Raw genomic sequence first — 24,404 nt, 5'->3', positions numbered from 1 at the left:
CGTTCACTCCACGTAGCGCAACCACAGATGCCGGCGGCCGCAGATCGCCTGGGCGAACACTGGAACCAGGGCTTGCCGTTTCTCTTCAGTGACGTTGTAGAGCGCACAGAAATCCTTCGCCACGGCGCCGGCCACCGCTGCATCGGCCGGCTCTGCCCGGAGGAAGCCGAGGTAGGCCGCGCCCACGCCGATCAGTTCATAGCCCTGCGTGAGGGAGAAATGCCGCGCCACCGCATGGTTCTGTGCCGGGCCCAGGTCGCAGGCGAAATAGCCGTTGGGAAAAGCCGCCAGCGCCTGGGACGAATGTTCGACCGGAACCAGCAGGGCCGAGAGCGGCTGGTCGAGCAGTGCCACAGGGTCGTCCTGATAGGCGACCCATTCCCGGATGGCCTCGTCATCGAGGGTGAGCCCATGGGCGCAAGCGTCTTCGAACGAGCCGTCGGCAACCCGACGAGTGAAGTTGCGCCGGCAGATGGCGAACTCGGCTTTCGTCGTCGGATAGCCCAGGTATTCGCCCTGCTCGAAGCATTCCTCCGGCAGCCCGGCGATGTCCTCTTGCGTGGCCTCGTCCAGGTCGATGTGGTGGCGCGCATGCCCCGAGGTGTAGCGGGCCTGGTGCAGGTCATCGAGCGAGAACAGCGGGAGGAAGCCGGGATGCTGGGCGGCGAGCGTGCGGTAGGCCTCGATCAGTTCGTCGAGGCGGGTTATGGCGCTCACGCTGTACTCGTCGCAGGTACCTGAAGATGGGTTGTGGGGTTGTGTGTGACCGAGAAACTGGATGTCCATCGAATGCCTGCCTGCTCCATGTCGGGATGACGGAGTAGATAACAGGGTCCGTCATCCTGGCAAGGGCCCCATGTGCATGGGGCGCTGCCGCGGCGGTCAAAGGATGAACGCCGCAATCATTGGGCGTTGCGGGTCGGGAGCAGGTCCTCGGGCTGCATCGTCAGGATGATCTTGCCGATATTTTCAGCGGACTCCATGCGGCGGTGGGCATCGGCGGCACGGGACAGCGGGAAGGTGCTGTCGACCACCGGCTCCAGGCTTTCGCCGCCCTCGAAGCGCTCCAGCCAGTGCTCGCGGAAACGCCTGATCATCTCCTGCTTCTCATGCTGGCTACGGGACTTCATCACCGTGCCGATGATCTGCAGATGACGGTAGAGGAGGTCTTCGAGCTTCAGTGCCACGTTGCCGCCACCGCCCAGGATGCCGACCTGGACCAGCCTTCCGCCATTGGCCAGCGAAGCGATGTTGCGCGCGAAGTAGGGTTCGCCGATGAAGTCGATGACCACGTCGACACCCCGGCCGTTGGTCTTTTGCGCGATGACCTCGGCGAAATCCCGGGCCTTGTAGTCGATGGCGAAGTCGGCCCCCAGGTGCTCGACGCGCGACAGCTTGCTGGCGTCGGTCGTCGCGTAAATGGTGGCGCCCGTGGCATAGGCCAGTTGGACCGCAGCGGAGCCCACGCCGCCGGCGGCGGCATGGATCAGCACCGAGTCGCCGGGCTTCAGCCGGCCCAGGTGGAGCATCGCTTCGTGGGCGGTGACGAAGACTTCGGGGATGGCGGCGGCCTGCACATAGTCCAACTGCGCCGGAATCGGCATCGCCATGCGGTAGTGAAGGCGGGCCAGCTCGGCATAGGCGCCACCCCCGACGACGCCCATCACCCGGTCGCCGACCTTGTAGCCGACGACGTCGCTGCCGATCTCGATGACTTCCCCGGCGATTTCAAGGCCGATGAGCGACGAGTCGCCAAAGTCCGGACGGCCGTAGCCGCCCTTGCGGTGGGTCAGGTCGGCGCGGTTGACGCCGGCTGCGTAGACCCGCACCAGCAGGTCCGTGGGACGTACTTCGGGGCGTTGCACGTCGGTCAGTTCCAGGACGTCGGCGTCACCGAAGGTTTCGAAGGTAATGGCTTTCATGGTCGGTTTTCCTCAGATCTGGCTGATGAATTTGTGAGTGAGGTAGTGTTCGATGCCTTCGATTCCTCCTTCCGAACCGTGGCCGCTTTCCTTCAGGCCGCCGAACGGCAGCTCGGTGGCGACGATGCGGTACTGGTTGATGCCGATCATGCCGGCTTCCAGCCCATCGGCGACGTCGATGGCGGTGCGGGCATCGCGGGTGAAGGCGTAGGCGGACAGTCCGTAGGGCAGGCGATTGGCTTCTGCCAGTCCGTCGGCCAACTGATCGAACGGCATCAGGATGGCGATGGGGCCAAAGGGTTCTTCGTGCATGACCCGCGCCTCCATGGGCACATCGACCAGCACCGTGGGTGCGAAGAAGAAACCGGGGCCTGGCAGCGGCTCTCCGCCGGCGAGCACCCGCGCGCCCTTGGCGACCGCATCGGCGACCAGCTCTTCCATCTTGGCCAGTTGCCTCGGGTTGGCGAGCGGCCCGACCTGGGTCCGGGGATCCAGGCCATTGCCGATGCGCAGGGCCTGGGTCGCGGTCACGAATGCATCGACGAACGGCTGGTACACGCCGCGCTGGATCAGGAAGCGGGTGGAGGAAATGCACACCTGGCCGGTGCCGCGAAAGCGGTTCGCCACGCCTTCCAGGGCGGCCTTTTGCACATCGGCGTCGTCGAATACCAGCACCGGCCCGTGGCCGCCCAGTTCGAGGGTGATCGGCTTGACCCCCTCGGCCGCTCGGGCGGACAGCAGGCGGCCGATCGGTACCGAACCGGTGAAGGTCACCTTGCGGATGACCGGCGAGGCGATCAGGTGGCTGGAGACCTGGTCCGGCACGCCGAACACCACCTGCAGCACACCCTTGGGCAGGCCGGCGTCGTCGAGGGCCCGGGCCAGCGCCAGAGCGGTGGAGGGGCTTTCCTCGCCGGGCTTGAGAATGACGCTGCAGCCGGCTGCCAGGGCTGCCGAAAGCTTGCGGGCCGGGGTGATCGCCGGGAAGTTCCACGGGGTGAAGGCGGCCACCGGGCCGATCGCCTGGCGCTTGACCAGTTGCAGCACGCCCGGCCGGTTGGCCGGCACCACACGCCCGTCGATACGCCGGGCGCTTTCGGCGAACCATTCGAAGTACTCGGCGGCCCGGGTGACTTCATCCATCGCCTCGGCAAGCGGCTTGCCTTCCTCCAGGGTCATTTGTGCGGCGATATGCGCGGCCCGCTCCAGGATCAGGTCGGCGGCCCGCTTGAGTACCTTGGCGCGCTGGTCGGGCACGGTCTGGCGCCAGGTGGTGAAACTCTGTTGCGCGACGTCGAGGGCACGATCCAGGTCGGCGAGGGTGGCCAGCGGTACCCGGCCTATTTCGGTTTCGGTGGCCGGGTTGATGACGGCGGCGGTCGCCCGGCCGTCGGTGCCGATCCATTCACCGCCGATGAAAAGGTAGAGCGAGTCGTAGGTCGTATTCATTACTGTGGCCTTCATTAATGTCGGGAATGGACTGCGCGCTGCTGCGGCGGGTCGAGGAGGCCGTTCAGGCGATCCGTGCAATCCAGTCTATGGAGGACCACCCCGTTGATTTAGCCGGGCGGGAGGAAAGCACTGTTGTGCACAGAGGAAATATCCGCCGGGCGATATGCGGTACTCTCAGCCCCCAACCGCCGTCACTTGCCGTCCGGGCTTGCTGCATGGCATCGATCGAACACGCCGGGCACGGGCATCGGGAGGTTAGGCATGGACAAGTTTGCGAACATGGTGGTGTACGTGAAGGTGGTCGAGATGGGCAGCTTCACCGCCGTGGCGAACCACCTCGATTCGACGGTGGGCAATGTGTCGCGGGCCGTTTCCGCGCTCGAGTCGCTGCTCAACACCCGCCTGCTGCAGCGTTCGACGCGGCGTCTGTCGGTCACCGATGCCGGTCGCCGGTTCTATGAGCGCTGCACGGCGATCCTGGCCGACCTTGAACACGCGGAGGCGGAGGCCGGCAGTGCGCTGCAGGAGCCCAGGGGCACGTTGCGGGTGCATTGCGTGCCGGGGCTGGCCCGCCACCTGGTGACCCAGGCCGTGCTCGGCTATCGCCAGGACTACCCGCAAGTCTCGGTCGATCTGCTGCTGTCCCAGCGCATGCCCAACCTGCTGGAGGACCAGTTGGACCTGTCGATCCTGATCGCCCGGACGCTGCCGGACTCGGCCTACGTCAGCCAGAAAGTCGGGGTCAGCCACTGTGTGCTGGTCGCGTCCCCCGAATACCTGGCGACGCATGGGGTTCCCGCGCAACCGGAGGATCTGGTCGATCACTCATGCCTGCTGCTGGGCACCGTCGATTACGCCCGGGATGAATGGCAGTTGAGCAGCAAGGCCGGCAGCACGACCTTCGTGCCGGCCGGGGCGAGCTTCAGTGTCAACGACATGGAGGCCATGGCGGTGGCGGTGCGCGAAGGCGCGGGCATCGGCCTGCTGGCGGGCTTCTCGGCGATTGACGAGCTGCGTTCGGGCAGGCTGGTGCGGGTGTTGCCGGACTACCATACGCAGGAGCGCAACGTGTATGCCGTCTACTCCTCACGGCAGTTCGTCGACGCGAAAATCACCCGCTTCATCGAGATCCTGAAGACCCGCGTGGGGGGGCAGTTGGCAGCGATTGCCCGGGAACTGGTCGGCGATTGACCCTCACATCCTGTGGTGCTCCAGCAGGAAATCCACGAACACCCGGACCCGGGCCGTCATCGCCGTCCCCCCGACGAACACCGCATGGATCGGCTCGCGGTCCCCGGGGTTGTAAGCCTCCAGCAGCGGTACCAGCCGACCGCTTTTCAACTCGTCGGCTACCGAAAAGGCACCGATGCGCGCGATACCGGCGCCGAGCAGGGCCAGTTGGGTCAATGCCTCGCCGCTGCTGCATTCGATATTGCCGGCGATCTTCAGTGAGAAATGCTGTCCATCGCGCAGAAACGGCCAGTCGGGCTCGGCCCGGCGGAAGCTGAAGCGCAGGCAGTTGTGCTTGAGCAGGTCTTCCGGTTCGCGGGGAACGCCGTGGCGTTCCAGATACTCGGGTGAAGCGACCACGACCTGGCCGGTTTCGCCGATGCAGCGGGCGCTCAGGGGGCTGTCGGGCAGATGGCCGAAGCGCAGGGCGACATCGGCCTGGCCGCCGAGGATGTCGACGACCTCGTCGCCGAGCATGAGGTCGACCAGGATCTTCGGGTAGCGGGCGCTGAAGGCCGCGATCAGCGGTACCACGGTCAGTCGCCCATGGGCCAGTGCCGCACTGACCCGCAGCCGCCCCCTTGGCACGCCCTGGTCGGTGATCGCTTCCTCCACTTCATCCATGTCGGCCAGGATGCGCCGTGCACCGCGCAGGTACGCCTCGCCCTCGGCGGTGAAGGTGATGGCGCGGGTGGTACGCAGCAGCAGGCGGGTGCCGATGCGCTGTTCGGTGCGGGCGATGATCCGGCTCACTGCCGACGGGGTCAGGCCCAGGGCCCGCGCGGCGGCCGACAGGCTGCCGGCCTGCGCCACCTTGACGAACACCTCCATTTCGCCGGATCGGCCGTTGAAATCCATTTGTGCCTCGCAAGCAAAGGTGATTGTCGTGAAGATGGACTACTGCCAGGAAGTTACGAATTGTAGCATTTGCGGCACAGATGAGGAGTCAACCATGCGTATCAATCCCCCCCTTGTAGCTCTCTCCATCGGTGCCTTCGGCATCGGTGTCACGGAGTTCGCCCCCATGGGCATGTTGCCGAGCATCGCGGCCGATCTCGGTGTTTCGATTCCCGCAGCCGGGCTGCTGGTCAGTGCCTATGCGATGGGTGTGCTGATCGGTGCGCCGCTGATGACCCTGGCCACGGTCAGGGTGCCGCGGCGTTACCTGCTGATCGGCCTGATGGCGATTTTCGCCCTCGGCAACCTGATGTCGGCGCTGGCCACCAGTTACGAAAGCCTGCTGGTCGCCCGGGTGGTGACCTCGCTCAACCACGGCGCGTTCTTCGGCGTCGGCTCGATCGTCGCGGCCAGCGTGGTCCCGCCGGACAAGCGCGCGGGCGCGGTGGCGGCGATGTTCATGGGGCTGACCCTGGCAACCATCGGTGGCGTGCCGTTGGCGACCTGGTTCGGTGAGCTGATGGGCTGGCGCACGGCGTTCTGGGGCATTGCCGCCCTGGGCCTGGTGGCGATGGTTTCGCTGTGGTTCGCCCTGCCCAATCTGCCGTTGCCGAAGAACGACGGCGTGCTGGCCGAGATTCGCGTGCTGGGGCGAGGGCCGGTGCTGTCGGCGTTGGCGCTGACGGTGGTCGGCTCGGCGGCGATGTTCACCGTGTTCACCTACATCGCGCCGATCCTGAGCAGTGAGACCCATGCATCGACCAGCTTCATTACCGGCATGCTGGTGCTGTTCGGCGTGGGCCTGACCCTGGGCAACATGTGGGGCGGCAAGGCGGCGGATCGCTCGATCGACCGTACGCTGATCGTCTCGCTGATGGTGCTGATCGGTGTGTTGCTGGCGTTCTCGGTGCTGGTGCGTTGGCCGTTGCCGGCCGCAGTGGCTATTCTGGTCTGGGGTATCGCCAGTTTTGCCCTGGTCCCGCCGTTGCAGATGCGCGTGATGGAAGCGGCCAAGGATGCGCCCAACCTGGCCTCCGCGGTGAACATCGGTGCATTCAACTTCGGCAACGCCATCGGTGCCGCGCTGGGTGGGGCGGTGATCAATGCCGGGCTGGGTTATCCGGCGATCTCCCTGGCGGGGGCGGCGATGGCGGTACTGGGCCTGGTGATGGTGCTGGTGTTTGCCTGGCGCTCCCGGGCCGCGGTGGCGCGGCCCGAAGGCGAGGTGGATGCGACCGCTTGACGAGCGCCGCGCAGTTCCGGACATTGCTGGCAATGGAATCGAACTGACGGAGCCCGGACCCTGATGATTGACCGCAAGCAACTGCTTCGGGACGGCCATGTCCTGCTGCGTCAGGCGATCCCGACGCCGTGGCTGGATGAGCTTCGCGTGGTGTTCGACGCGGGTATCATCCCTTCGGCGCAATGGCCGGTGCCGCGAGGCATGGACTGGCGGCATTCGCTGCTGGACCTGGAGCCGAAGGTTCAGGCGGTCTGCCATCTGCCACAGGTGCTGGCGGCCGTTGGCGAGTTGATCGGCGAGCGGTTCTTCCTGTCCCAGGTGGAGGGCCGCGAACCGCTGGCCGGTGGCGGTCAGCAGCAGTTGCACCGCGACCTGTCGGCACTGCGGCCAGGCGACACCGTCAACTTCCTGGCCTATCTGGACGACTACGGCCCGCACAACGGCGCGACGCGGATCGTCCCCGGCAGCCATCGCCCGCAGCCGGCAGCGCCACCGGTCGACTTCAGTGACGAGTCCGGCGCCGTGCAGCTTTGCGGCCGGGCGGGTGACATCCTGGTATTCGATGCCGACCTGGTGCATGCGGGCACTCTGAACATCGGCGGCGGGCACCGTCGCTCGTTGCTGGGCACCTACTTCTCGGAAAAACTGTACGCCTCGCACCTGGAAACCGTGAGGCTGCGCAATGTCCGGATGGACACCCGCGAACGCTTCGAACCCGCGGATTACCCCTGGCAAGGGCCGCTTGCCTGACCGGCGCCTGCCGGTAGCATCGGCTACCGGCAAGCGCCGTCAACTCCCCTACTTGATGACCAGCAGCCGGTACACCCCGCCCTGGCTCTCGATGCCGTGGGTGTCATGGGCGAAGGCCGGGAACGCCCGGTCGAAACTCTCCAGGGCGCGCAGGTAGGTCAGTTGCGGGCCGTCCAGCGGTCCGGCGTTTTCACCGGGCATCAACAGCGGGATGCCGGGCGGGTAGGGCACGATACCGGTGGCGACCACGCGGTTGGTGGCTTCTTCCAGCGTCACCAGCTCCACCTCGTCCTTCACCAGTTTTTCGTAGGCCTCCACCGGGCTGTACACCGCCTTGGGCAAGGCGGCGAAGGCGTTGGCCATGGCGCTGGTGGTGCTGTGCTGCTTCATGGCCTGGAAGATCCGCTCGCACAGGTCCTTCAGGCCCAGGTGCTGGTACTGGTCCGGGTGCGCCTGGGCGAGGTCGGGCAGGCACAGTTCCAGGTCGAGGTTGGTGTCGTAGTCGCGCTTGAAGTCGAGCAGGGCGTTGACCAGCGTGCCCCACTTGCCCTTGGTGATGCCGATGGAGAACAGGAAGAGAATGGTGAAGTCGGTGGTCTTCTCCACCACGATGCCCTGGCGCGACAGGTAGGCGCTGAGCACGCAGGCGGGGATGCCGAACGGCAGCAGCTTGCCGTCGTCGCCCATGCCGGGGGTGAGCACCGACACCTTGATCGGGTCGAGCATGCAGTAGCCGTCCTCGATGTCGCCGAAGCCGTGCCACAGCTCGTTCGGGTGCAGTACCCAATGCTGCGGCTCGCTCTTGAGGCGGGCCGGATCGACCTTGTGGAAGTCCACGGTCTGGCCGTCGACCTTTGCCGACGGTGGCTGCCAGCAGGAGAAGAACCACTGCCCCTGGCTGGCCAGGTCGGCATGCATGCGTGCGATCACCTGGCGGAAGGAGATCGCTTCCTCGATCGATTCGTTGGTGAGGATCTGCCCGCTGGGCGCGCTCATCATCGCCGAGCTGACGTCGCACGAAGCCATGATCGCGTAGTTCGGCGAGGTCGAGGCATGCATCATGAACGACTCGTTGAAGCGTGCGTGGCTGATGGCCTTGCGGCCGTTGCGCACGTGGATCATCGAGGCCTGGGAGAGGGCCGCGAGCAGCTTGTGGGTGGACTGGGTGGCGAACACCGTGGGCTTGTCGGCGTTGTGTTCGTCCGGGTCGCCGTGCATGGCGAAGCGGTCCTTGTACAGCGGATTGAAACGGGCGTAGCCGTACCAGGCCTCGTCGAAATGCAGGCGGTCGACGCTGGCACCGAGCAGTTCCTCGACGCGGGTGACGTTGTAGCACAGGCCGTCGTAGGTGGAGTTGGTGATGATCGCGTGCATCGGCGTCCGGTCGATGCCGGGCTTGACCAGCGGGTTGCGCGCAATGGCCTCGCGGATGGCCCCGGCTTCCAGGGTTTGCGGCAGGATCGGGCCGATGATGCCGTAGCGGTTGCGGGTCGGCTGCAGGTAGGTGGGCAGCGCGCCGGACAGGGTCATGGCGTGCTCGGCGGACTTGTGGCAGTTGCGGTCGCAGAGGGCGATCTGGTTGCGGGTGACGCTGGCCATCAGGATCACCCGGTTCGAGGTCGAGGAACCGTTGGTGACGTAGTAGGTGCGATGCGCGCCGAAGACCTTGGCGGCGTAGCGCTCGCCCTGGCCGATGGGGCCGGAGTGGTCGAGCAGCGAGCCGAGTTCGCCGACCGAGATCGACAGGTCCGAGCGCAGCAGGTTCTCGCCGAAGTACTCGTAGAAGGCCCGGCCCGCGGTGCTCTTGAGGAACGCCGTGCCGCCGGCATGGCCCGGGGTGTGCCAGGAGTATTCGTAGGAGCGCGAGAAGCGCAGCAGCGCCCCGAGCATCGGCGGCAGCACGGCCTGGCGGTAGCGTTCGATGGCCGCCAGGATACGGCCGCTGAGGAAGCGGCTGGTGTCTTCCGGCAGCCAGATGAAATCGTCGGCGTGCTGCATCACCACCAGCGGAATATTGCTGGCGGTGCTGCGGTCGCTGATCAGGAACACCGGTACCCGGGTGTTGCGTTCGCGCAGGTTGTGCAGCAGGTCGATGCACTGCTGGTGGCCTTCGCTGTGGTCCATGCCCCAGTTCAGCAGCAGGCACTGGATGGCCGGGTCCGAACGGAGAATGGCGGTGGCGTCGGGCAGTGACTCGGACAGCAGCACGCTGATCGAGCGTTCTTCCACTTCGGTGATCAGCTGGCCAAGGGCACGGCCGAACACGGTGCGTTTGTCGGGGGCGGTGCTGACCAGCAGGGCCAGCATGCCGAGGTTGCTCCGGGGCTCACTCATGGAGGGTCTCCAGGCGGGACGCGGCCCGCTCTTCATGGCTGATGTGCCGGGCGCTGACCGATTGCACCGGCACGCTGACGCGGCCTTCGGTTTCCAGGCGAATCAGACGGTTGTTGACGAAGCCGAACAGGGTATAGCCGAAGAAGGTCGCCAGCCCGCCCCACATCAGCGCCTGCTCACCGGAGCTGAACAGCGCCAGGTAGCTGTAGGCCGCGGCGATCAGGGCGACGATGTTCGAGGCCAGGGCCTTGCCCGGCGGCACGTTGGCGGCTTTCTGGATGGTCATCAGCGCGGCCATCGACAGGATGTACGGCACCAGGTTGGTCACCACCGCCAGGTTCACCAGCACATCGAATTGCTTGGACAGGTCCGGGCTGATGGTCAGCAGCCCGATGGCGGTCTGCGCCGCCAGCAGGATCAGCATGCCGATGATCGGCGTACCGGCCTTGTTGACCTTGGCGAACACCGGGATGAAGTAGCCGGTGTCGGCGGAACTCTTGAACACCTGGGCGATGGTGAACTGCCAGCCGAGCAGCGAGCCGACGCAGGCGATCACCATCAGGCCCATCACCACGTTGCCCACCGTCGGCGTGAACAGTTGCGCGAAGGCCAGGCCGAACGGCGCGGTGGAGGAGACCAGCGCGGCATTGTCGACGATGCCGGCGATGGCATTGGTGGAGGCGATGTAGATGACCGCCGCGCCGAGGGTGCCGCCGAGCACGGCGATGGGCACGTTACGCTCGGGGTTTTCCACCGCATCGGTGTTGGCGCAGGCCGACTCCAGGCCGAGGAAGGCCCACAGGGTAATGGCTACCGAGGCATTGGCCGCCTGCCACCAGTTCAGGTCGTGGGGGTTCCAGGCCGCCATGTACCTGGCGCCGTCGAACCAGAACCAGCCCGCGGTGGAAATGAACAGCACCGGCGCGATCACGCCCCAGACCGTCACCGCACCGATGCGCCCGGTGATGCTGGCGCCGCCGAAGTTGGCGAAGGTGGTGAGCCAGAGCAGGGCGATGGTGGCCAGGCAGATCTGCACCGGCGTGAGGGTGAGGTGGAACAGGGTCTGGATGTAGCCGACCGCGGTGATCGAGATCGCCACGTTGGCGATCAGCAGCGACAGGCCGTAGGTGTAGTTGGTGATGTAGTTGCCGCCCTTGCCGAAGGTGTATTCGGCGTAGCCGCCCATGCCGCCGGTCTTGCGGCTGAGCATGCCGCAGCGGGCGAAGGCGTAGGCCAGGGCCAGGGAGCCGGTGGCGGTGACCAGCCACGACAGGATCGAGATGCCGCCCACCTCCGCCAGCTTGGTCGGCAGCAGCACGATGCCGGAGCCAAGCATGTTTACCGCGGTGAGCATGGTCAGTTGTATGACACTCATCTTTTTCGCCGTAGCCATTCCATTTCCTCCAGATACGAGGGCGGTGTTTACCGGCAGGTCCCGATCGCTGGCATTCCGTTGCCCTACTAGAAAAGGTGAGTGGGTTTAGCTATAGCAGAGCCGTTGCGCTAAGCAAGAATGTTTCCAATTAACGCCGGCTTGTCCGCTCGGCGTTTGTAATGAATTGCGGGTATTAATAGGAAGCATTATTATTCACGCCCCGCCTTCATCGCCCGTCGCCATGAACCTCCAGCCACCTCGCAGACCCGGCTTTTTCGAGCACTACGAAGAATTGATCGGCACCTGGACCCGCCGACTGCGCAACCGTCAGAAAGCCGAGGACCTGGCTCACGATACGTTCGTGCGGGTATTGGAAAGCCGGGCCGACAGCGTCGAGCAGCCGCGCGCCTACCTGCACCAGACCGCGCGCAACATCGCGGTGGATGCCTATCGCCGCGAAGACCGGCGCGGCGCCCTGGAACTGGACGCGATCGATCACAGTGCGCCGCCCAGCGGCGACCCGGAGCATTTCATGCACGCCATCCAGCTGGCCGACTCCATCGAGCGGGCATTGGCCGAGTTGCCCGTCAACTGTCGCAAGGCGTTTGTCTGGCAGAAGATCGAGGGCCTGAGCCAGGCCGAGATCGCCGAACGCCTGGGGCTGTCCAAGAACATGGTCGAGAAGTATATGATCCGCACCCTGCGGCATCTGCGCGAGCGTCTGGACGAGCCGGGGCAATGATGGGCGAGGCGATGCAAACTTCATTCGGACAGGACTTTCCATGATGGATACCCGTGATTGCACCTGCGATGCCAACACGGTGCGTGAGGAGGCCGCCGCCTGGTTCGTGCGTGTCCAGGAGGCGCCGCTGAGCGCCGTGCAGCAGGCCGAGTTCGATGCCTGGCGTAACCGGCACCCGCTGCACCAGGAGGAGTTCGACCTGCTCCAGGGGCTCTGGAGTGCCACCGACCTGTTGCCCCGGGCACGCCTGCAGGCACTCTGCGAGGTGCCGCCGGAGCGTTCGCGGCGCCGGCCGCTGCTGCGTTATGCGGTGGCCGCCGGAGTGCTGGCGGTCGCCGTCGGGCTGGGCCTGTTCAGCGGGCTGAATCATCCGGCGCCCTACAGTGCGACCTTCGCCACGGTGCTCGGCGAGCGTCGCCAGGTGGCCCTGCCCGATGGTTCGGTGATCGATCTCAACAGCCGCAGCCGGGTGCGGGTGAGCTATGAACGCGATCGGCGTTCCGTCGAGCTGGAGCAGGGCGAGGCGCTGTTCAGCGTCGAGCACGACAGCAGCCGGCCGTTCGTGGTGCAGACCGGCGTCGGCAAGGTGACGGTGACCGGGACCCGCTTCGACGTGCGTCGCGATCCGACGCAGACGCGGGTGGTGGTCGAGGCGGGGACGGTCAGGGTCCAGGGGCGCAACGCCCGGGACGACGAGTTCGTAAGCCTCACCGCAGGCCTCGGGACGCGGGTCGATGCCCAGGGAAATGTCGCGGCGGCCCAGGCGGTCGACCCCGGGGAGCTGACCGCCTGGCGCAGCGGCAAGCTGGTGTTCAACAACGCCAGCCTGGCCGACGTGGTCGCCGAGGTCTCGCGCTACCGGGACAGGCCGTTGACGGTGGCGAACCCGGCGGTGGGCAATCTGCGCCTGACCAGCGTGTTCAAGCTCAACGACACCGATGCCTTGCTCAAGGCCCTGCCGAACATCCTGCCGGTGGCCGTGCGCAGCCGTGCCGACGGCTCGCAGGAAATAATTTCAAAATAGATTCAGGTTTTTTTCGAGTTCGTCGTCTTCTGTCCAACTGCAACTGGTTTGCATTAACGCTCGCATCTATTGGCGAACAACAGGACAAGGTCAGACGTGAACAACAATAAACCCAACGCGCTTTACCAGGCGATCCGTAGTGCACTGCCCAGCTCCCAGGCCCTGGCCCTGGTGCTGGCGGTGACCGGCGTGGCGACCCTGAGCCAGGCGGCCCGGGCCGATACCGCCATTCATATCCAGGCCCAGCCGCTGGCGTCGGCCTTGAGCCAGTTGGGTCAGCAGACCTCTTTGCAAGTGTTCTTCAATCCGCAACTGGTGGCCGGCAAGCAGGCCCCTGCGGTGGACGGCAACCTGTCGCCGGAGGAGGCGCTGAACGTGCTCTTGCGCGGCAGCGGCCTGGACTACGACCTGCAGGACGGTTCGGTGACCCTGCGTCCGGCCACTCCGGCCGCCAGCGGCTCGCTGGAACTGGCACCGCTGGACGTCAAGGTGGTGGGTGACTGGCTCGGTGACGCCGACCAGGCGATCGTGCAGAACCATCCGGGCGCGCGCACCGTGGTCCGCCGCCAGGCAATGATCGAGCAGGGCGCGATGAACGTGAAGGACGCGCTCAAGACCGTGCCCGGCGTGCAGGTGCAGGAAAACAACGGCACCGGTGGCAGCGACATTTCCCTCAATGTCGGTGTGCGCGGCCTGACTTCACGGCTGTCGCCACGCTCCACCGTGCTGATCGATGGCGTACCGGCGGCCTTCGCGCCGTATGGCCAGCCACAGCTGTCGATGGCGCCGGTTTCGGTCGGCAACCTGGACAGCATCGATGTGGTGCGAGGGGCCGGCTCCGTGCGCTACGGACCGCAGAACGTCGGCGGGGTGATCAACTTCGTGACCCGGGCGATCCCGCAGAAATTCTCCGGCGAAGTCGGCACCACCCTGGAAACCACCCGCTACGGTGGCGTCAAGCACCTGGACACGGCGTTCCTCGGCGGTACCGCCGATAATGGTTTCGGCGCAGCCTTGCTGTATTCCGGGGTGAAAGGCCAGGGCTACCGCGAGAGCAACAACGGCAACGACATCAACGACGTGCTGCTCAAGACCCACTGGGCGCCGACCGATGTCGACGATTTTTCGCTGAACCTGCACTACTACGATGCCAACGCGGACATGCCCGGCGGCCTGACCCAGCAACAGTATGATGCCAAGCCGTACCAGTCCGTGCGCGACCATGACAATTTCACCGGTCGGCGCAAGGACATCTCCTTCAAGTACAAGCGGCAGGTGGATGACCAGACCCAGGTCGAGGTGCTGACCTACTACACCGACAGTTTCCGTGGCAGCAACATCGCTGCCCGTGACCAGAAGACCCTCGGTTCCTTCCCGCGCAGCTACTACACCCTTGGCGTCGAGCCACGGGCCTCGCGGGTGTTCGAACTGGGCGAGACCAGCCAGGAAGTCAGCGTCGGCTACCGCTACCTGCGCGAAGCGATGCACGAGTCGACCAGCCGGCTGGCGCTGGTCAACAACGTACCGACCGTGACCCCGACGTCCGACGGCCATATCTACCAGGACCGTACCGGTGGCACCGAGGCCAATGCCTTCTACATCGACGACAAGATCGACGTGGGCAAGTGGACCATCACCCCGGGTATCCGTTTCGAGCGGATCAACACCGACTGGCATGATCGTCCGGTGCCGGGCACGAACGGCGTGCGGGTCCAGGAGAAGAACCGCGGTGTCGAGAGCAACGAGCCGCTGCCGGCGCTGAGCGTGATGTACCACCTCTCCGATGCGTGGAAGCTGTTCGCCAACTACGAGACCTCGTTCGGCAGCCTGCAGTACTTCCAGGTGGCCCAGGGCGGCAACGGCGACAGTACCGCCAATGGCCTGCGGCCGGAAAAGGCCAAGACCTACGAGCTGGGCACACGTTATGACAGCGGCATCTGGGGGGGAGAGGTGACGCTGTTCTACATCGACTTCGCCGATGAGCTGCAGTACGTCAGCAACGATGTGGGCTGGACCAACCTGGGGGCGACCAGGCACCAGGGGATCGAGACGTCCGTGCACTACGATCTGTCGGCGCTGAACCCGGCACTCGACGGCCTGACCGCGAATGCCGGCTACACCTACACCAAGGCGACCTCCCAGGGCGACATTCCAGGGTTCAAGGATCGTGACCTGCCGCTGTATTCACGCCAGGTGCTCAACCTCGGACTGCGTTATGCGATCAACCGCTGGACCTACAACCTCGACGGTTTCGCCCAGTCGGCCCAGCGTGCACCGGGGACCGGCACCAATGCCGACGGCAGCTTCAACGGCAACTACATCACCCAGCCGACCGCTGACGGACAGTACGGCAACATTCCCGGCTACATGACCTGGGACGTGCGTGGGGCGTATGACTTCGGTGCACAGTTGTCGAACCTGAAGCTGGGGGCGGGAGTGCGCAACGTGTTCGACCAGCGCTACTTCACCCGCTCCAGCGACAATAACGCGGGGATCTACGCGGGTGAGCCAAGGACGTTCTTCGTGCAAGCGAGCGTCGGCTTCTGACCGGTTCGCCTCCCGGGTCGAAGCCCGGGAGGCGCTGCCCTACAGGATAGGAAAACTTCAGACCCGCAGGATCCTGCCGCTGATCGCCACGCCCACCAGCATCAGCGCAATCAGCAGGAACGCCAGGTTCAGGCTGCTGGCGTGGGCGATGAAGCCGATCGCTGCCGGCCCCGCCAGGATTCCCGCATAGCCCAGGGTGGTGATCGCCGGCACGGCGATACTTTCCGGCATGACCTTCTGCTTGCCCACGGCGGTGTACAGCACCGGCACGATGTTCGAACAGCCGGCACCGACCAGGGCATAACCGACCAGCGCCGCTTCCCAGGCCGGGGTCAGGGTGGCCAGGGCCAGTCCGGCGGCCGCGGTGATGCCGCCCAGCACGATCACCCGTTTCGCCCCCAGGCGCCGGACGATGGCATCGCCGGTCAGCCGGCCGAGCGTCATGGTCAGGGCGAAGGCGGCATAGCCGAGCCCGGCATAGGCGTCCGGTACCTGGCGCTCGGCGCTGAGGAACACCGCGCTCCAGTCCAGCATCGCCCCCTCGGCGAGGAACACGATAAAGCACAGCAGGCCGATGAACAGTACCACGCCGTGGGGTACGGCGAAGGCCGGGCCAGTGCTCTCACTGCCATAGGGCAGCAGGTGAGGGGCGGCCTTGAGCAGCGACAGCAGCAGGAACAGGATGACCACGCCGATGGCGCCCAGCGGTGACAGGCCCAGGCCGAGCAGGGCGCTGACCCCGGCCGCACCGGCGATGCCGCCGAGACTGAACAGGCCATGAAAGCCCGACATCATGGTCTTGCCGCTGGCCCGCTCGACGATCACCGCCTGCAGGTTGACGGTAGAGTCCACCGTGCCGAGCCCGGCGCCGAACAGGAACAGGCTGATCACCAGCCAGGGCACCGAGCTGACGGTCGCCAGCAGCGGCAGGGCGGCGCAGATCAGCAACGTGCCGATGGTCAGCACGCGGCGGCAGCCGAAGCGCCCGGCCAGGGCACCGGCCAGCGGCATGGCGATGATCGAACCGACGCCGAGGCACAACAGCAGCAGGCCGAGGGTACCTTCGTCGAGCCCGGTGCGGGCCTTGGCATAGGGCACCAGCGGGGCCCAGGCGGCGACGCCGAAGCCGGCGATGAAGAAGGCGATGCGGGTCGACATCTGTTCCAGGCGCCCCGGTCGGGTAGGGGCGTGGGAGGTGAGGGCAGTCATGAGCAATCCTTGTCCGGTACGGCGGCCCACGATGGGCTCTCTTGCTGTGGCCTTTTGCGGGAGTCGGCAGGCCGGCTCCCGCAAGGGCGGCTTCCAGAGTTCGATGGCCGCGCCAGGTAAACAGTTCCAGCGCTAGCGCAGGCGCCCGACGATATCGGCGATGCTGCTCAGCACATCCTTGCCCAGTTGTGCCGAGCGTTTGCCCGACCAGCCGGTACGGGCGTCCGGGGCGTCGTCGTTGTCCTTGAAAGGCATTTCCAGGGTCAGCGACAGGCAGTCGTATTGCTGGCCGACGCTGTTGCAGGCCAGGGTCATGTTGGCTTCGCCGGGCAGGTCGCGGGTGTAGCCGTGGGTGGTCTGGAAGTCCCGGGTGAGGGCACTCAGGTGGCTACGAAAATGCTGTTCCAGCTCGGCGATCCGTGGGGTGTAGCCCGGGTTGCCCTCGCAGCCGGCGGTGAACACATAGGGAATCTCTTCATCGCCGTGAATGTCGAGAAACAGGTCCACGCCATACTGGGCCATCTGCTGCTGGACGAAGAACACTTCCGGGCTGATTTCCGGGCTGGCGTTCTGCCACGCGCGGTTGAGGTCCTGGCCCATGGCGTTGGTGCGCAGGTGGCCGTGGAATGCGCCGTCCGGATTCATGTTCGGCACCAGGTACAGGTCGGCGGCGTCCAGCAGGGCGTTCATCTCTGAATCGTCGCGGTTCTGCAGGCGTTCGATCACGCCCTCCATGAACCATTCGGCCATGTGTTCGCCGGGGTGCTGCTGGGCGATCAGCCAGACCTTGCGCTTGCCCGCGTCGCCGTTGCCCTTGCGCAGCAGCTGGATGTCCCGGCCTTCGGCGCTCTTGCCGATGGCCAGCAGTTCGCTGCCGGCATGGGTCAGGGCCTGTTCGACCAGCCTGTCATGCCGCTCGCGGCTGTAGGGTTCGAAGTAGGCGAACCAGGCCTGTGGCTGTTTCGCCTGGAACTGGATGTGCAGGCTTTCGCCGTCGAAGCGCGTGTCGGTACGAAACCAGTCCTGGTGATCGTGGGAGGCGGCGGCGCGATAGCCGGTCCAGGCCTTGTTGTAGGAGGACTGGCTGGCGTTGGTCAGTTCGAAGGTATAGGACTGGCCAGGTTGCAGGCCCTCGACCTTGAAGTGGAACCACTGGAAGTGCTGGCTGCGGGTGTCCGGCTCGATGGCCAGCAGCAGGTGTTGCGGGTTGCTGGCGTCCAGCACCTGGATGTTGCCACTGTCGAAGTCACTGCTGATTTTGAGTGAGGGCAGAACCACGGTCATAGTCTGTGTACCTGAATATGATGTCTTGTGGTTGCTACTGTACACGGCAAGCGGCTATTGGCCGAGGCATGTCGGATTTGATGCGGGGGAAGGGGGCGTCGTCCCTGACGCTGGGTCAGGGTAGTGTTTATGATATTGATTCTCAAGTACTTCAGGTTTTTTTCCGATCGATTGTCGGGGCTGGCGGTCTTTCATTGGCTGATGGTCCTTTGCTATTATGCGCGCCATCGCGACTGCCCCATCAAGATGGCAGCGCCCCAGTCTTCATTAGCCTGAAGCCGAACCCGTAAAACGGGTGCAAAAAAAGACCCGGCAAAAAGCCGGGTCAAAAACCGTGATTAGCCTGATGAGGAGATAATCCAGGAGTCCGACCTAAGGTCTCCAGGTTTATCGACTGATCTCGCGACCAGTTGCTTGCAATAATAATCATTATCATTTGCAAGTCAAATGTTTTTCTGTCTCTTCTGGAAATTATTTTTCCAGCCCTCTCTCCAGACTTCGATGTTCCTCTGTCATCGGCCCTGTATCGGCCGTCGTTACCGTGCACGCGCGTTATGGCGCCGGGTATTGCACATTCATGGCGCGGTCGACCATGGCTTTGGCCATGTCGATCATGTGCACCACCGAAAAGGCCAGATCGCGGGAAGAGCCCTGCAGGGCGTCGGCTGCTTCATACGCGGTGGCGGCGGCGCAGCGCAGCAGGTCGGAGGCATAGATCATCGCCTCTTCGGCGCTGAGGTTGTGGCGTACGGCGAACAGCCGGTCTTCACAGACACGGCGCGGATTGCCCTCGGCAATCGAGCTTGAAACGGTTGGTTTCAAATAATAGTCGAGCGCCCGTCGGGCCGCGGGCCCGTCCCTGAGCGAATCGTAGGGGGGCGTGGTGTCGATCTCGGTCTTGGTCTTGGTGCTGGAAGTCATGGAGAGCCTGCCTTTGAGGGGGAATTCGAAACAGCAGGTGCAGATTAGTACCAACTGTACTCATTCGCTTGTTGGATATAATACATTTTGTGTATTGATCCCCCGAGTACAGCCCGTATTGTGCCGTCCATGGATAAATGGATTGCACTGGTGAGAGCCAAGCTGCGCGAGCTTGACCTCACGCAAGAAAAACTCGGAGAACGCGTTGGGGTATCCCAGGGCGGTGTCGGTCATTGGTTGAACAAGCGCCGCCAGCCGGACCTGGAAACCATGAACAAGGTGTTCCTGGCCCTGGGGCTTGGGCATCTGGAAGTCGCGCTGGTGATCCGCGACCGTTCGGTGGCGGTACAGTTGCCTGCCGAGCGTGATGGGCAGGCCTACGACACCACGTCGGCGTTCCGCTACCCGGTCAGTGACTGGCGCTCGGTGGTGAGGACCCGTGAGCCGGGGACCGACGACGAGGTCGCGCAGTACTACGAAGTGGCCGATCACTACGCCTCGGGCGCGGCGTTCTGGCTGAAGGTGGCGGGTGATGCGATGACCGCGCCGCTGGGCATCAGCGTGCCGGAAGGCATGCTGATCCTGGTGGACCCTGATCTGCAGGCCGAACCGGGCAAGTTGGTGGTGGCCCGACTGCGCGACAGTGAGGAAGCGATCTTCCGGCAGTGGGTGCAGGAGGGGGGCCAGGATTACCTGAAGCCGTTGAATCCGACGTATCCGAAAATCCTGTTTACCGACGACTACAGCATTATCGGTGTAGTCGTACAGGCAACAGCGAAGTTCTGATGGTTTTACACGGATCTTCAGGCGGTTACTTCTGTAGGAGCAGGGCTTGCCCGCGAATGGGCCCGAAAGCTCGCTAAAAGCTTCGCGGGCAAGCCACGCTCCTACAGGGTTGGCGTATGTGTTGGGTAGGTGCCTTATTCCAGCTCCACCAGCGCACTGCCCTCGGCAACCATCTCGCCTTCCTGGCAATACAGCGCCTTGATCACTCCGGCCTGGGGCGCGCGGATGCTGTGTTCCATCTTCATGGCTTCGAGCACCACCAATTGCGTACCCGCCTCGACCGCCTGGCCGACCTCCACCAGGATCCGCACGATACTGCCATTCATCGGCGCCGTGAGGCCGCCCTGGTGGCCGTGGCTGGCCTCGACCGCAGCGATCGGGTCGAACGCGCTGATCGCCAGCAGTTCACCCTGCCACTGCAGGTACAACTCGGTGCCCTGGCGAATCAGCCGATGACGCTGGCGTACGCCCTGGTGCTCGATGGACAGTGTTTCGCCCTGCAAGGTGATGGCCAAGTCCTCTGTCAGCGTCACCGCCCGATCCTCGTTGCGGCAGCTCAGGTGCACCACGGTTTCGCTCGGCAGCCCGGCGCGCAAACCGTTGCGCCCGGACCAGGGCGAGGCCAGGTCGTCCTCGCGGCGGGTCTCGGGCAGGCTCAGGACCCAGGCCCGGGCCGCCACCTGCCAGAACTCGTCGCTCAATGGCTCTGCTGGCGGCAGCAGTTGCTCCTGGTAACGAGGGATGAAGCCGGTATCCAGTTCCGCCGCGGCAAACGCCGGGTGACCGATGATCCGCCGCAGGAACGCGACGTTGCTCTTGAGCCCGCCAACCGCGAATTCATCGAGCATCGCCAGCAGACGCAGGCGCGCCTGCTCGCGGCTTTCGCCCCAGGCGATCAGCTTGCCCAGCATCGGGTCGTAGAACGGCGAGATACTGTCGCCCTCGGCTACGCCGCTGTCGACGCGGCGGCCCGGTCCGGCCGCCGATTCACGGTAGACCTCCAGGCGGCCGGTGGCCGGGAGGAAGTCGTTGCCCGGGTCTTCGGCATACAGTCGCACTTCGATGGCATGGCCCAGCAGCGGTACGTCCTGCTGGCTGATCGGCAGGACTTCGCCGCTGGCCACGCGGATCTGCCAGGCCACCAGGTCGAGGCCGGTGATGGCTTCGGTGACCGGGTGCTCGACCTGCAGGCGGGTATTCATCTCCATGAAGAAGAACTCGCCGCGTGAATCCAGCAGGAATTCCACGGTGCCGGCACCGACGTAGCCGATGGCCTGTGCGGCGCGAACCGCGGCTTCTCCCATGGCCTGGCGCAACGCCGGGCTGAGGCCGGGTGCGGGGGCTTCCTCGACGACCTTCTGGTGGCGGCGCTGGATCGAGCAGTCGCGTTCGTTGAGGTACAGGCAATTGCCGTGACGGTCGGCGAACACCTGGATTTCCACGTGGCGTGGCTTGAGCAGGTACTTTTCCACCAGCATCCGCGAGTCGCCGAACGACGATTGCGCTTCGCGTTGCGCCGAGGCCAGGGCTTCGGCCAGTTGGCCGGGCTCCTCGACCACTTTCATGCCCTTGCCACCACCACCGGCGGTGGCCTTGAGCAGCACCGGGTAGCCGATGCGCGCGGCGGCCTCGCGGAAGGTTTCCAGGTCCTGGGCTTCGCCGTGGTAGCCGGGAACCAGTGGCACGCCGGCGGTTTCCATCAGCGCCTTGGCGGCGGACTTGCTGCCCATGGCGTCGATGGCCGTGGCAGGGGGGCCGAGCAAGACCAGCCCGGCGGCTTCGACGGCGCGGGCGAAGTCGGCGTTTTCCGAGAGGAAACCATAGCCGGGGTGAATCGCCTGGGCACCACTGGCCTGGGCGGCGGCGATCAACTTGTCGATCCGCAGGTAGCTTTCGGCGGCCTTGCTGCCGCCCAGGTCGACGCGGATATCGGCTTCGCGGCTGTGGCGGGCGTCACGGTCGATGGCACTGTGCACGGCGACGGTGGTCAGGCCCATGGCCTTGGCGGTACGCATCACCCGGCAGGCGATTTCGCCCCGGTTGGCGACCAGCAGGGTGGTGATCACGGGGGCACTCATCAATTGGACTCCTTGGTAGATCCGCTCTGCCAGGCCGGGGGGCGCTTTTGCAGAAAGGCGCGCAGGCCCTCCTGGCCCTCGGGGCTGACGCGGATGCGGGCAATCGCATTTTCGCAGTAGCGGCGCAGGGACGGGGTGAGGGCACCACTGCCGACTTCGCGCAGCAGGTCCTTGCTCACCCGCATCGCCTGCGGGCTGTTTTGCAGCAGGTTGTCGACCCAGGTCCCGACCTGCTGGTCCAGTTCGCCAGCCGGATAGCACTCGGCCAACAGACCGAGTTCGCGGGCGCGCAGGCCACTGAAGCGTTCGGCGGTGAGGGCGTAGCGGCGGGTGGCGCGTTCGCCGATGGCCTGGACCACGAACGGGCTGATCACCGCCGGGGCCAGGCCGATGCGCACTTCCGACAGGCAGAACTGCGCATCCTCGGCACCGATGGCCATGTCACAGCAACTGATCAGGCCCAGGGCGCCGCCATAGGCCGCGCCCTGCACCACGGCAAGGGTGGGGATTTTCAGGCGGGCGAGGTTGTACATCAGTTCCGCCAGTTCGCGGGCATCGTCGAGGTTGGTGTGGTAGTCCAGCTCGGCCGATTGCTGCATCCAGGCCAGGTCCGCGCCGGCGCTGAAGTGCCGGCCGCGGGCTCGCAGCAGCAGGAAGCGCAGGCTGGCGTTGGCCTGGACCTGGTCCAGGGCGAGGATCAGTTCGCGGATCATTTCGGCGTTGAACGCATTGTTCCTGGCTTCGCGGTTGAGCCAGAGGGTGGCGAAGCCGCGGGGGTCGGTTTGCAGTTCCAGGGTGTTGAAGTCGGTCATGGTGATGGGTCCTGTGCTGCGTGGCTGCAGCCTTGTTTAGGGGGCGACTGCCGTCACACGCTTTTGTAGGAGCCGGGCTTGCCTGCGAATAGACCCGGGAGATCGCTAAAAGCTTCGCGGGTAAGCCCGGCTCCTACCGGGTTGTGTCAAGTCTCCGGACATGTAGGGTTCGGAGGCATTCAGGCCTACATGCGGAACACACCGAACCGGCTCGGCTCGATCGGTGCATTGAGCGCCGCCGAGAGGGCCAGGCCGAGGATGTCGCGCGTCTGTGCCGGATCGATCACGCCGTCATCCCACAGGCGGGCGCTGGAGTAGTAGGGGTGGCCCTGGTGCTCGTACTGGTCGAGGATCGGTTGCCTGATCTCGGCCTCCTGCTGCGCCGTGAAGGCCTGGCCGCTGCGCCCGCTCTGTTCGCGCTTGACCTGTACCAGCACGCCCGCCGCCTGTTCGGCACCCATCACACCGATTCGCGCGTTCGGCCACATCCACAGAAAGCGTGGATCGTAGGCCCGGCCGCACATGCCATAGTTGCCGGCGCCGAAGCTGCCGCCGATGATCACGGTGAACTTCGGCACCCTGGCGCAGGCCACCGCGGTGACCAGCTTGGCGCCGTGCTTGGCGATGCCGCCGGCCTCGTATTTCTGGCCGACCATGAAGCCGGTGATGTTCTGCAGGAACAGCAGCGGGATGCCGCGCTGGCAGGCCAGTTCGATGAAGTGCGCGCCTTTCTGCGCGGCTTCGGCGAAGAGTATGCCGTTGTTCGCCAGGATCGCCACCGGGTAGCCGTGCAGGTGGGCGAAGCCGCAGACCAGGGTGGTGCCGAACAGCGCCTTGAACTCGTCGAGCACCGAGCCGTCCACCAGCCGGGCGATCACCTCGCGCACGTCGAACGGTTGCTTGGCATCGGCCGGAATCACCCCGTACAGCTCGTCGGCCGGGTAGTTCGGCGCGATCGGCGCGCGCTGCTGCAGTTCGCCGAGCTTGCGCCAGTTGAGGTTGGCGACGCTGCGTCGGGCCAGGGCCAGGGCATGTTCGTCGCTGTCGGCATAGTGGTCGGCCACACCGGAGACCTTGCAGTGCACGTCGGCGCCGCCAAGGTCCTCGGCGCTCACCACCTCACCGGTGGCGGCCTTCACAAGTGGCGGGCCGGCGAGAAAGATGGTCGCCTGCTGGCGGACCATGATGGTTTCGTCCGCCATCGCCGGCACGTAGGCGCCGCCGGCGGTGCAGGAACCCATGACCACGGCGATCTGCGGGATGCCCAGGGCACTCATGTTGGCCTGGTTGAAGAAGATCCGCCCGAAGTGTTCGCGGTCCGGGAACACTTCGTCCTGGCGTGGCAGGTTGGCACCGCCGGAGTCCACCAGGTAGATGCATGGCAGACGGTTCTGCTGGGCGATGGCCTGGGCACGCAGGTGTTTCTTCACCGTCAGCGGGTAATAGGAGCCGCCTTTGACCGTGGCATCGTTGGCCACGATCATGCACTCGACCCCTTCGACACGGCCGATGCCGGCGATCACTCCGGCGGCCGGGACGTCTTCGCCATACACCTCGTGGGCCGCCAGTTGGCTGATTTCCAGAAACGGCGAGCCGGGGTCGAGCAGGCGGTTGATCCGCTCGCGGGGCAGCAGTTTGCCGCGTGAGGTGTGCCGTTCCTGGGCCTTCGGCCCGCCACCCTGGCGGACCTGGGCGAGCAGCGTGCGCAGGGCGTCGACCTGTTCGAGCATGACCGCGCGGTTATCGGCGAACTCGGCCGAGCGCGGGTTGAGTTGCGTGTGCAGGATTGCCATGTGCG

19 protein-coding genes are annotated in these 24,404 nt (G+C 65.3%); 7 read left to right on the top strand and 12 right to left on the bottom strand.

Annotation, left to right across the window (positions count from 1 at the left end; translation table 11 throughout):
• Positions 1-3: 3 nt before the first annotated feature.
• From ACMGT0_RS22180 to ACMGT0_RS22170, 3 genes are all read right to left on the bottom strand, one after another.
• Positions 4-786 carry a hypothetical protein gene (locus ACMGT0_RS22180; protein WP_054062837.1) on the bottom strand — a complete coding sequence of 261 codons (783 nt, stop codon included), beginning with the start codon at positions 784-786 and terminating at the stop codon, positions 4-6.
• A gap of 116 nt (positions 787-902) precedes the next feature.
• Positions 903-1,922: an NAD(P)H-quinone oxidoreductase gene (locus tag ACMGT0_RS22175; protein WP_054062836.1), complete on the bottom strand. Its 1,020-nt coding sequence runs from the start codon at positions 1,920-1,922 to the stop codon at positions 903-905.
• A gap of 12 nt (positions 1,923-1,934) precedes the next feature.
• Positions 1,935-3,371 carry an NAD-dependent succinate-semialdehyde dehydrogenase gene (locus ACMGT0_RS22170; RefSeq protein WP_416769797.1) on the bottom strand — a complete coding sequence of 479 codons (1,437 nt, stop codon included), beginning with the start codon at positions 3,369-3,371 and terminating at the stop codon, positions 1,935-1,937.
• Between the two features lie 264 nt (positions 3,372-3,635).
• Between ACMGT0_RS22170 and ACMGT0_RS22165 the strand changes: the two genes are divergently transcribed.
• A complete protein-coding gene (locus ACMGT0_RS22165; protein WP_054060263.1) occupies positions 3,636-4,565 on the top strand; it encodes a LysR family transcriptional regulator in 930 nt (309 codons plus the stop codon).
• Between the two features lie 3 nt (positions 4,566-4,568).
• On the opposite strand, the gene ACMGT0_RS22160 is transcribed toward ACMGT0_RS22165, so the two are convergent.
• Positions 4,569-5,462, bottom strand: a complete 894-nt coding sequence (locus tag ACMGT0_RS22160; RefSeq protein WP_054062833.1) for a LysR family transcriptional regulator — start codon at positions 5,460-5,462, stop codon at positions 4,569-4,571.
• Between the two features lie 94 nt (positions 5,463-5,556).
• Between ACMGT0_RS22160 and ACMGT0_RS22155 the strand changes: the two genes are divergently transcribed.
• Both ACMGT0_RS22155 and ACMGT0_RS22150 read left to right on the top strand, forming a co-directional pair.
• The gene (locus ACMGT0_RS22155; RefSeq protein ID WP_054062832.1) at positions 5,557-6,744 is read left to right on the top strand and encodes an MFS transporter; all 1,188 of its coding nucleotides are present in this window, start codon (positions 5,557-5,559) and stop codon (positions 6,742-6,744) included.
• A gap of 63 nt (positions 6,745-6,807) precedes the next feature.
• Complete coding sequence (locus ACMGT0_RS22150) at positions 6,808-7,494, top strand: phytanoyl-CoA dioxygenase family protein (protein ID WP_054060266.1); 687 nt, start codon at positions 6,808-6,810, stop codon at positions 7,492-7,494.
• Positions 7,495-7,542: 48 nt separating this feature from the next.
• Here ACMGT0_RS22150 and ACMGT0_RS22145 read toward each other — a convergent pair whose 3' ends face one another.
• On the bottom strand, positions 7,543-9,828 hold the full coding sequence (locus ACMGT0_RS22145) for an Orn/Lys/Arg decarboxylase N-terminal domain-containing protein (protein ID WP_054060267.1): 2,286 nt from the start codon (positions 9,826-9,828) through the stop codon (positions 7,543-7,545).
• Positions 9,821-11,221, bottom strand: coding sequence for a putrescine-ornithine antiporter (gene potE / locus ACMGT0_RS22140; RefSeq protein ID WP_054060268.1), 1,401 nt, complete (start codon positions 11,219-11,221; stop codon positions 9,821-9,823). Before potE ends, ACMGT0_RS22145 begins: the two co-directional genes overlap by 8 nt.
• A 223-nt stretch (positions 11,222-11,444) precedes the next feature.
• Between potE and ACMGT0_RS22135 the strand changes: the two genes are divergently transcribed.
• From ACMGT0_RS22135 to ACMGT0_RS22125, 3 genes are all read left to right on the top strand, one after another.
• Positions 11,445-11,945 carry a sigma-70 family RNA polymerase sigma factor gene (locus ACMGT0_RS22135; RefSeq protein ID WP_054060269.1) on the top strand — a complete coding sequence of 167 codons (501 nt, stop codon included), beginning with the start codon at positions 11,445-11,447 and terminating at the stop codon, positions 11,943-11,945.
• A 40-nt stretch (positions 11,946-11,985) separates the two neighbouring features.
• Positions 11,986-12,969: a FecR family protein gene (locus tag ACMGT0_RS22130; RefSeq protein ID WP_054062830.1), complete on the top strand. Its 984-nt coding sequence runs from the start codon at positions 11,986-11,988 to the stop codon at positions 12,967-12,969.
• A gap of 132 nt (positions 12,970-13,101) precedes the next feature.
• Positions 13,102-15,516, top strand: coding sequence for a TonB-dependent siderophore receptor (locus ACMGT0_RS22125; protein WP_416773534.1), 2,415 nt, complete (start codon positions 13,102-13,104; stop codon positions 15,514-15,516).
• Between the two features lie 57 nt (positions 15,517-15,573).
• On the opposite strand, the gene ACMGT0_RS22120 is transcribed toward ACMGT0_RS22125, so the two are convergent.
• From ACMGT0_RS22120 to ACMGT0_RS22110, 3 genes are all read right to left on the bottom strand, one after another.
• On the bottom strand, positions 15,574-16,725 hold the full coding sequence (locus ACMGT0_RS22120; protein WP_416769792.1) for an MFS transporter: 1,152 nt from the start codon (positions 16,723-16,725) through the stop codon (positions 15,574-15,576).
• Positions 16,726-16,857: 132 nt separating this feature from the next.
• The gene (locus tag ACMGT0_RS22115; protein WP_054062828.1) at positions 16,858-18,009 is read right to left on the bottom strand and encodes a M14 family metallopeptidase; all 1,152 of its coding nucleotides are present in this window, start codon (positions 18,007-18,009) and stop codon (positions 16,858-16,860) included.
• 552 nt (positions 18,010-18,561) lie between these two features.
• The gene (locus tag ACMGT0_RS22110; protein WP_054062827.1) at positions 18,562-18,930 is read right to left on the bottom strand and encodes a DUF6124 family protein; all 369 of its coding nucleotides are present in this window, start codon (positions 18,928-18,930) and stop codon (positions 18,562-18,564) included.
• A gap of 129 nt (positions 18,931-19,059) precedes the next feature.
• Between ACMGT0_RS22110 and ACMGT0_RS22105 the strand changes: the two genes are divergently transcribed.
• Positions 19,060-19,716, top strand: coding sequence for a LexA family protein (locus tag ACMGT0_RS22105; protein WP_054060333.1), 657 nt, complete (start codon positions 19,060-19,062; stop codon positions 19,714-19,716).
• 134 nt (positions 19,717-19,850) lie between these two features.
• Here the strand turns inward: ACMGT0_RS22105 and ACMGT0_RS22100 are convergent, their stop codons facing one another.
• The 3 genes from ACMGT0_RS22100 to ACMGT0_RS22090 all read right to left on the bottom strand — a co-directional run bounded on the left by ACMGT0_RS22100 (position 19,851) and on the right by ACMGT0_RS22090 (position 24,399).
• Positions 19,851-21,794: an acetyl/propionyl/methylcrotonyl-CoA carboxylase subunit alpha gene (locus ACMGT0_RS22100; RefSeq protein WP_416769789.1), complete on the bottom strand. Its 1,944-nt coding sequence runs from the start codon at positions 21,792-21,794 to the stop codon at positions 19,851-19,853.
• Positions 21,794-22,606, bottom strand: a complete 813-nt coding sequence (locus ACMGT0_RS22095; protein WP_416769787.1) for a gamma-carboxygeranoyl-CoA hydratase — start codon at positions 22,604-22,606, stop codon at positions 21,794-21,796. The genes ACMGT0_RS22100 and ACMGT0_RS22095 overlap by 1 nt, the downstream gene beginning before the upstream one ends.
• A gap of 185 nt (positions 22,607-22,791) precedes the next feature.
• A complete protein-coding gene (locus tag ACMGT0_RS22090; RefSeq protein WP_054062825.1) occupies positions 22,792-24,399 on the bottom strand; it encodes a carboxyl transferase domain-containing protein in 1,608 nt (535 codons plus the stop codon).
• Between the last annotated feature and the right edge of the window lie 5 nt (positions 24,400-24,404).

Origin of the sequence: Pseudomonas sp. RHF3.3-3, assembly GCF_048069595.1 — a bacterium.
Taxonomy (GTDB): Bacteria; Pseudomonadota; Gammaproteobacteria; order Pseudomonadales; family Pseudomonadaceae; genus Aquipseudomonas; species Aquipseudomonas fuscovaginae_B.
Note: the sequence above shows the minus strand (reverse complement) of the source record. Positions and strands in the feature narration are given on the sequence as shown.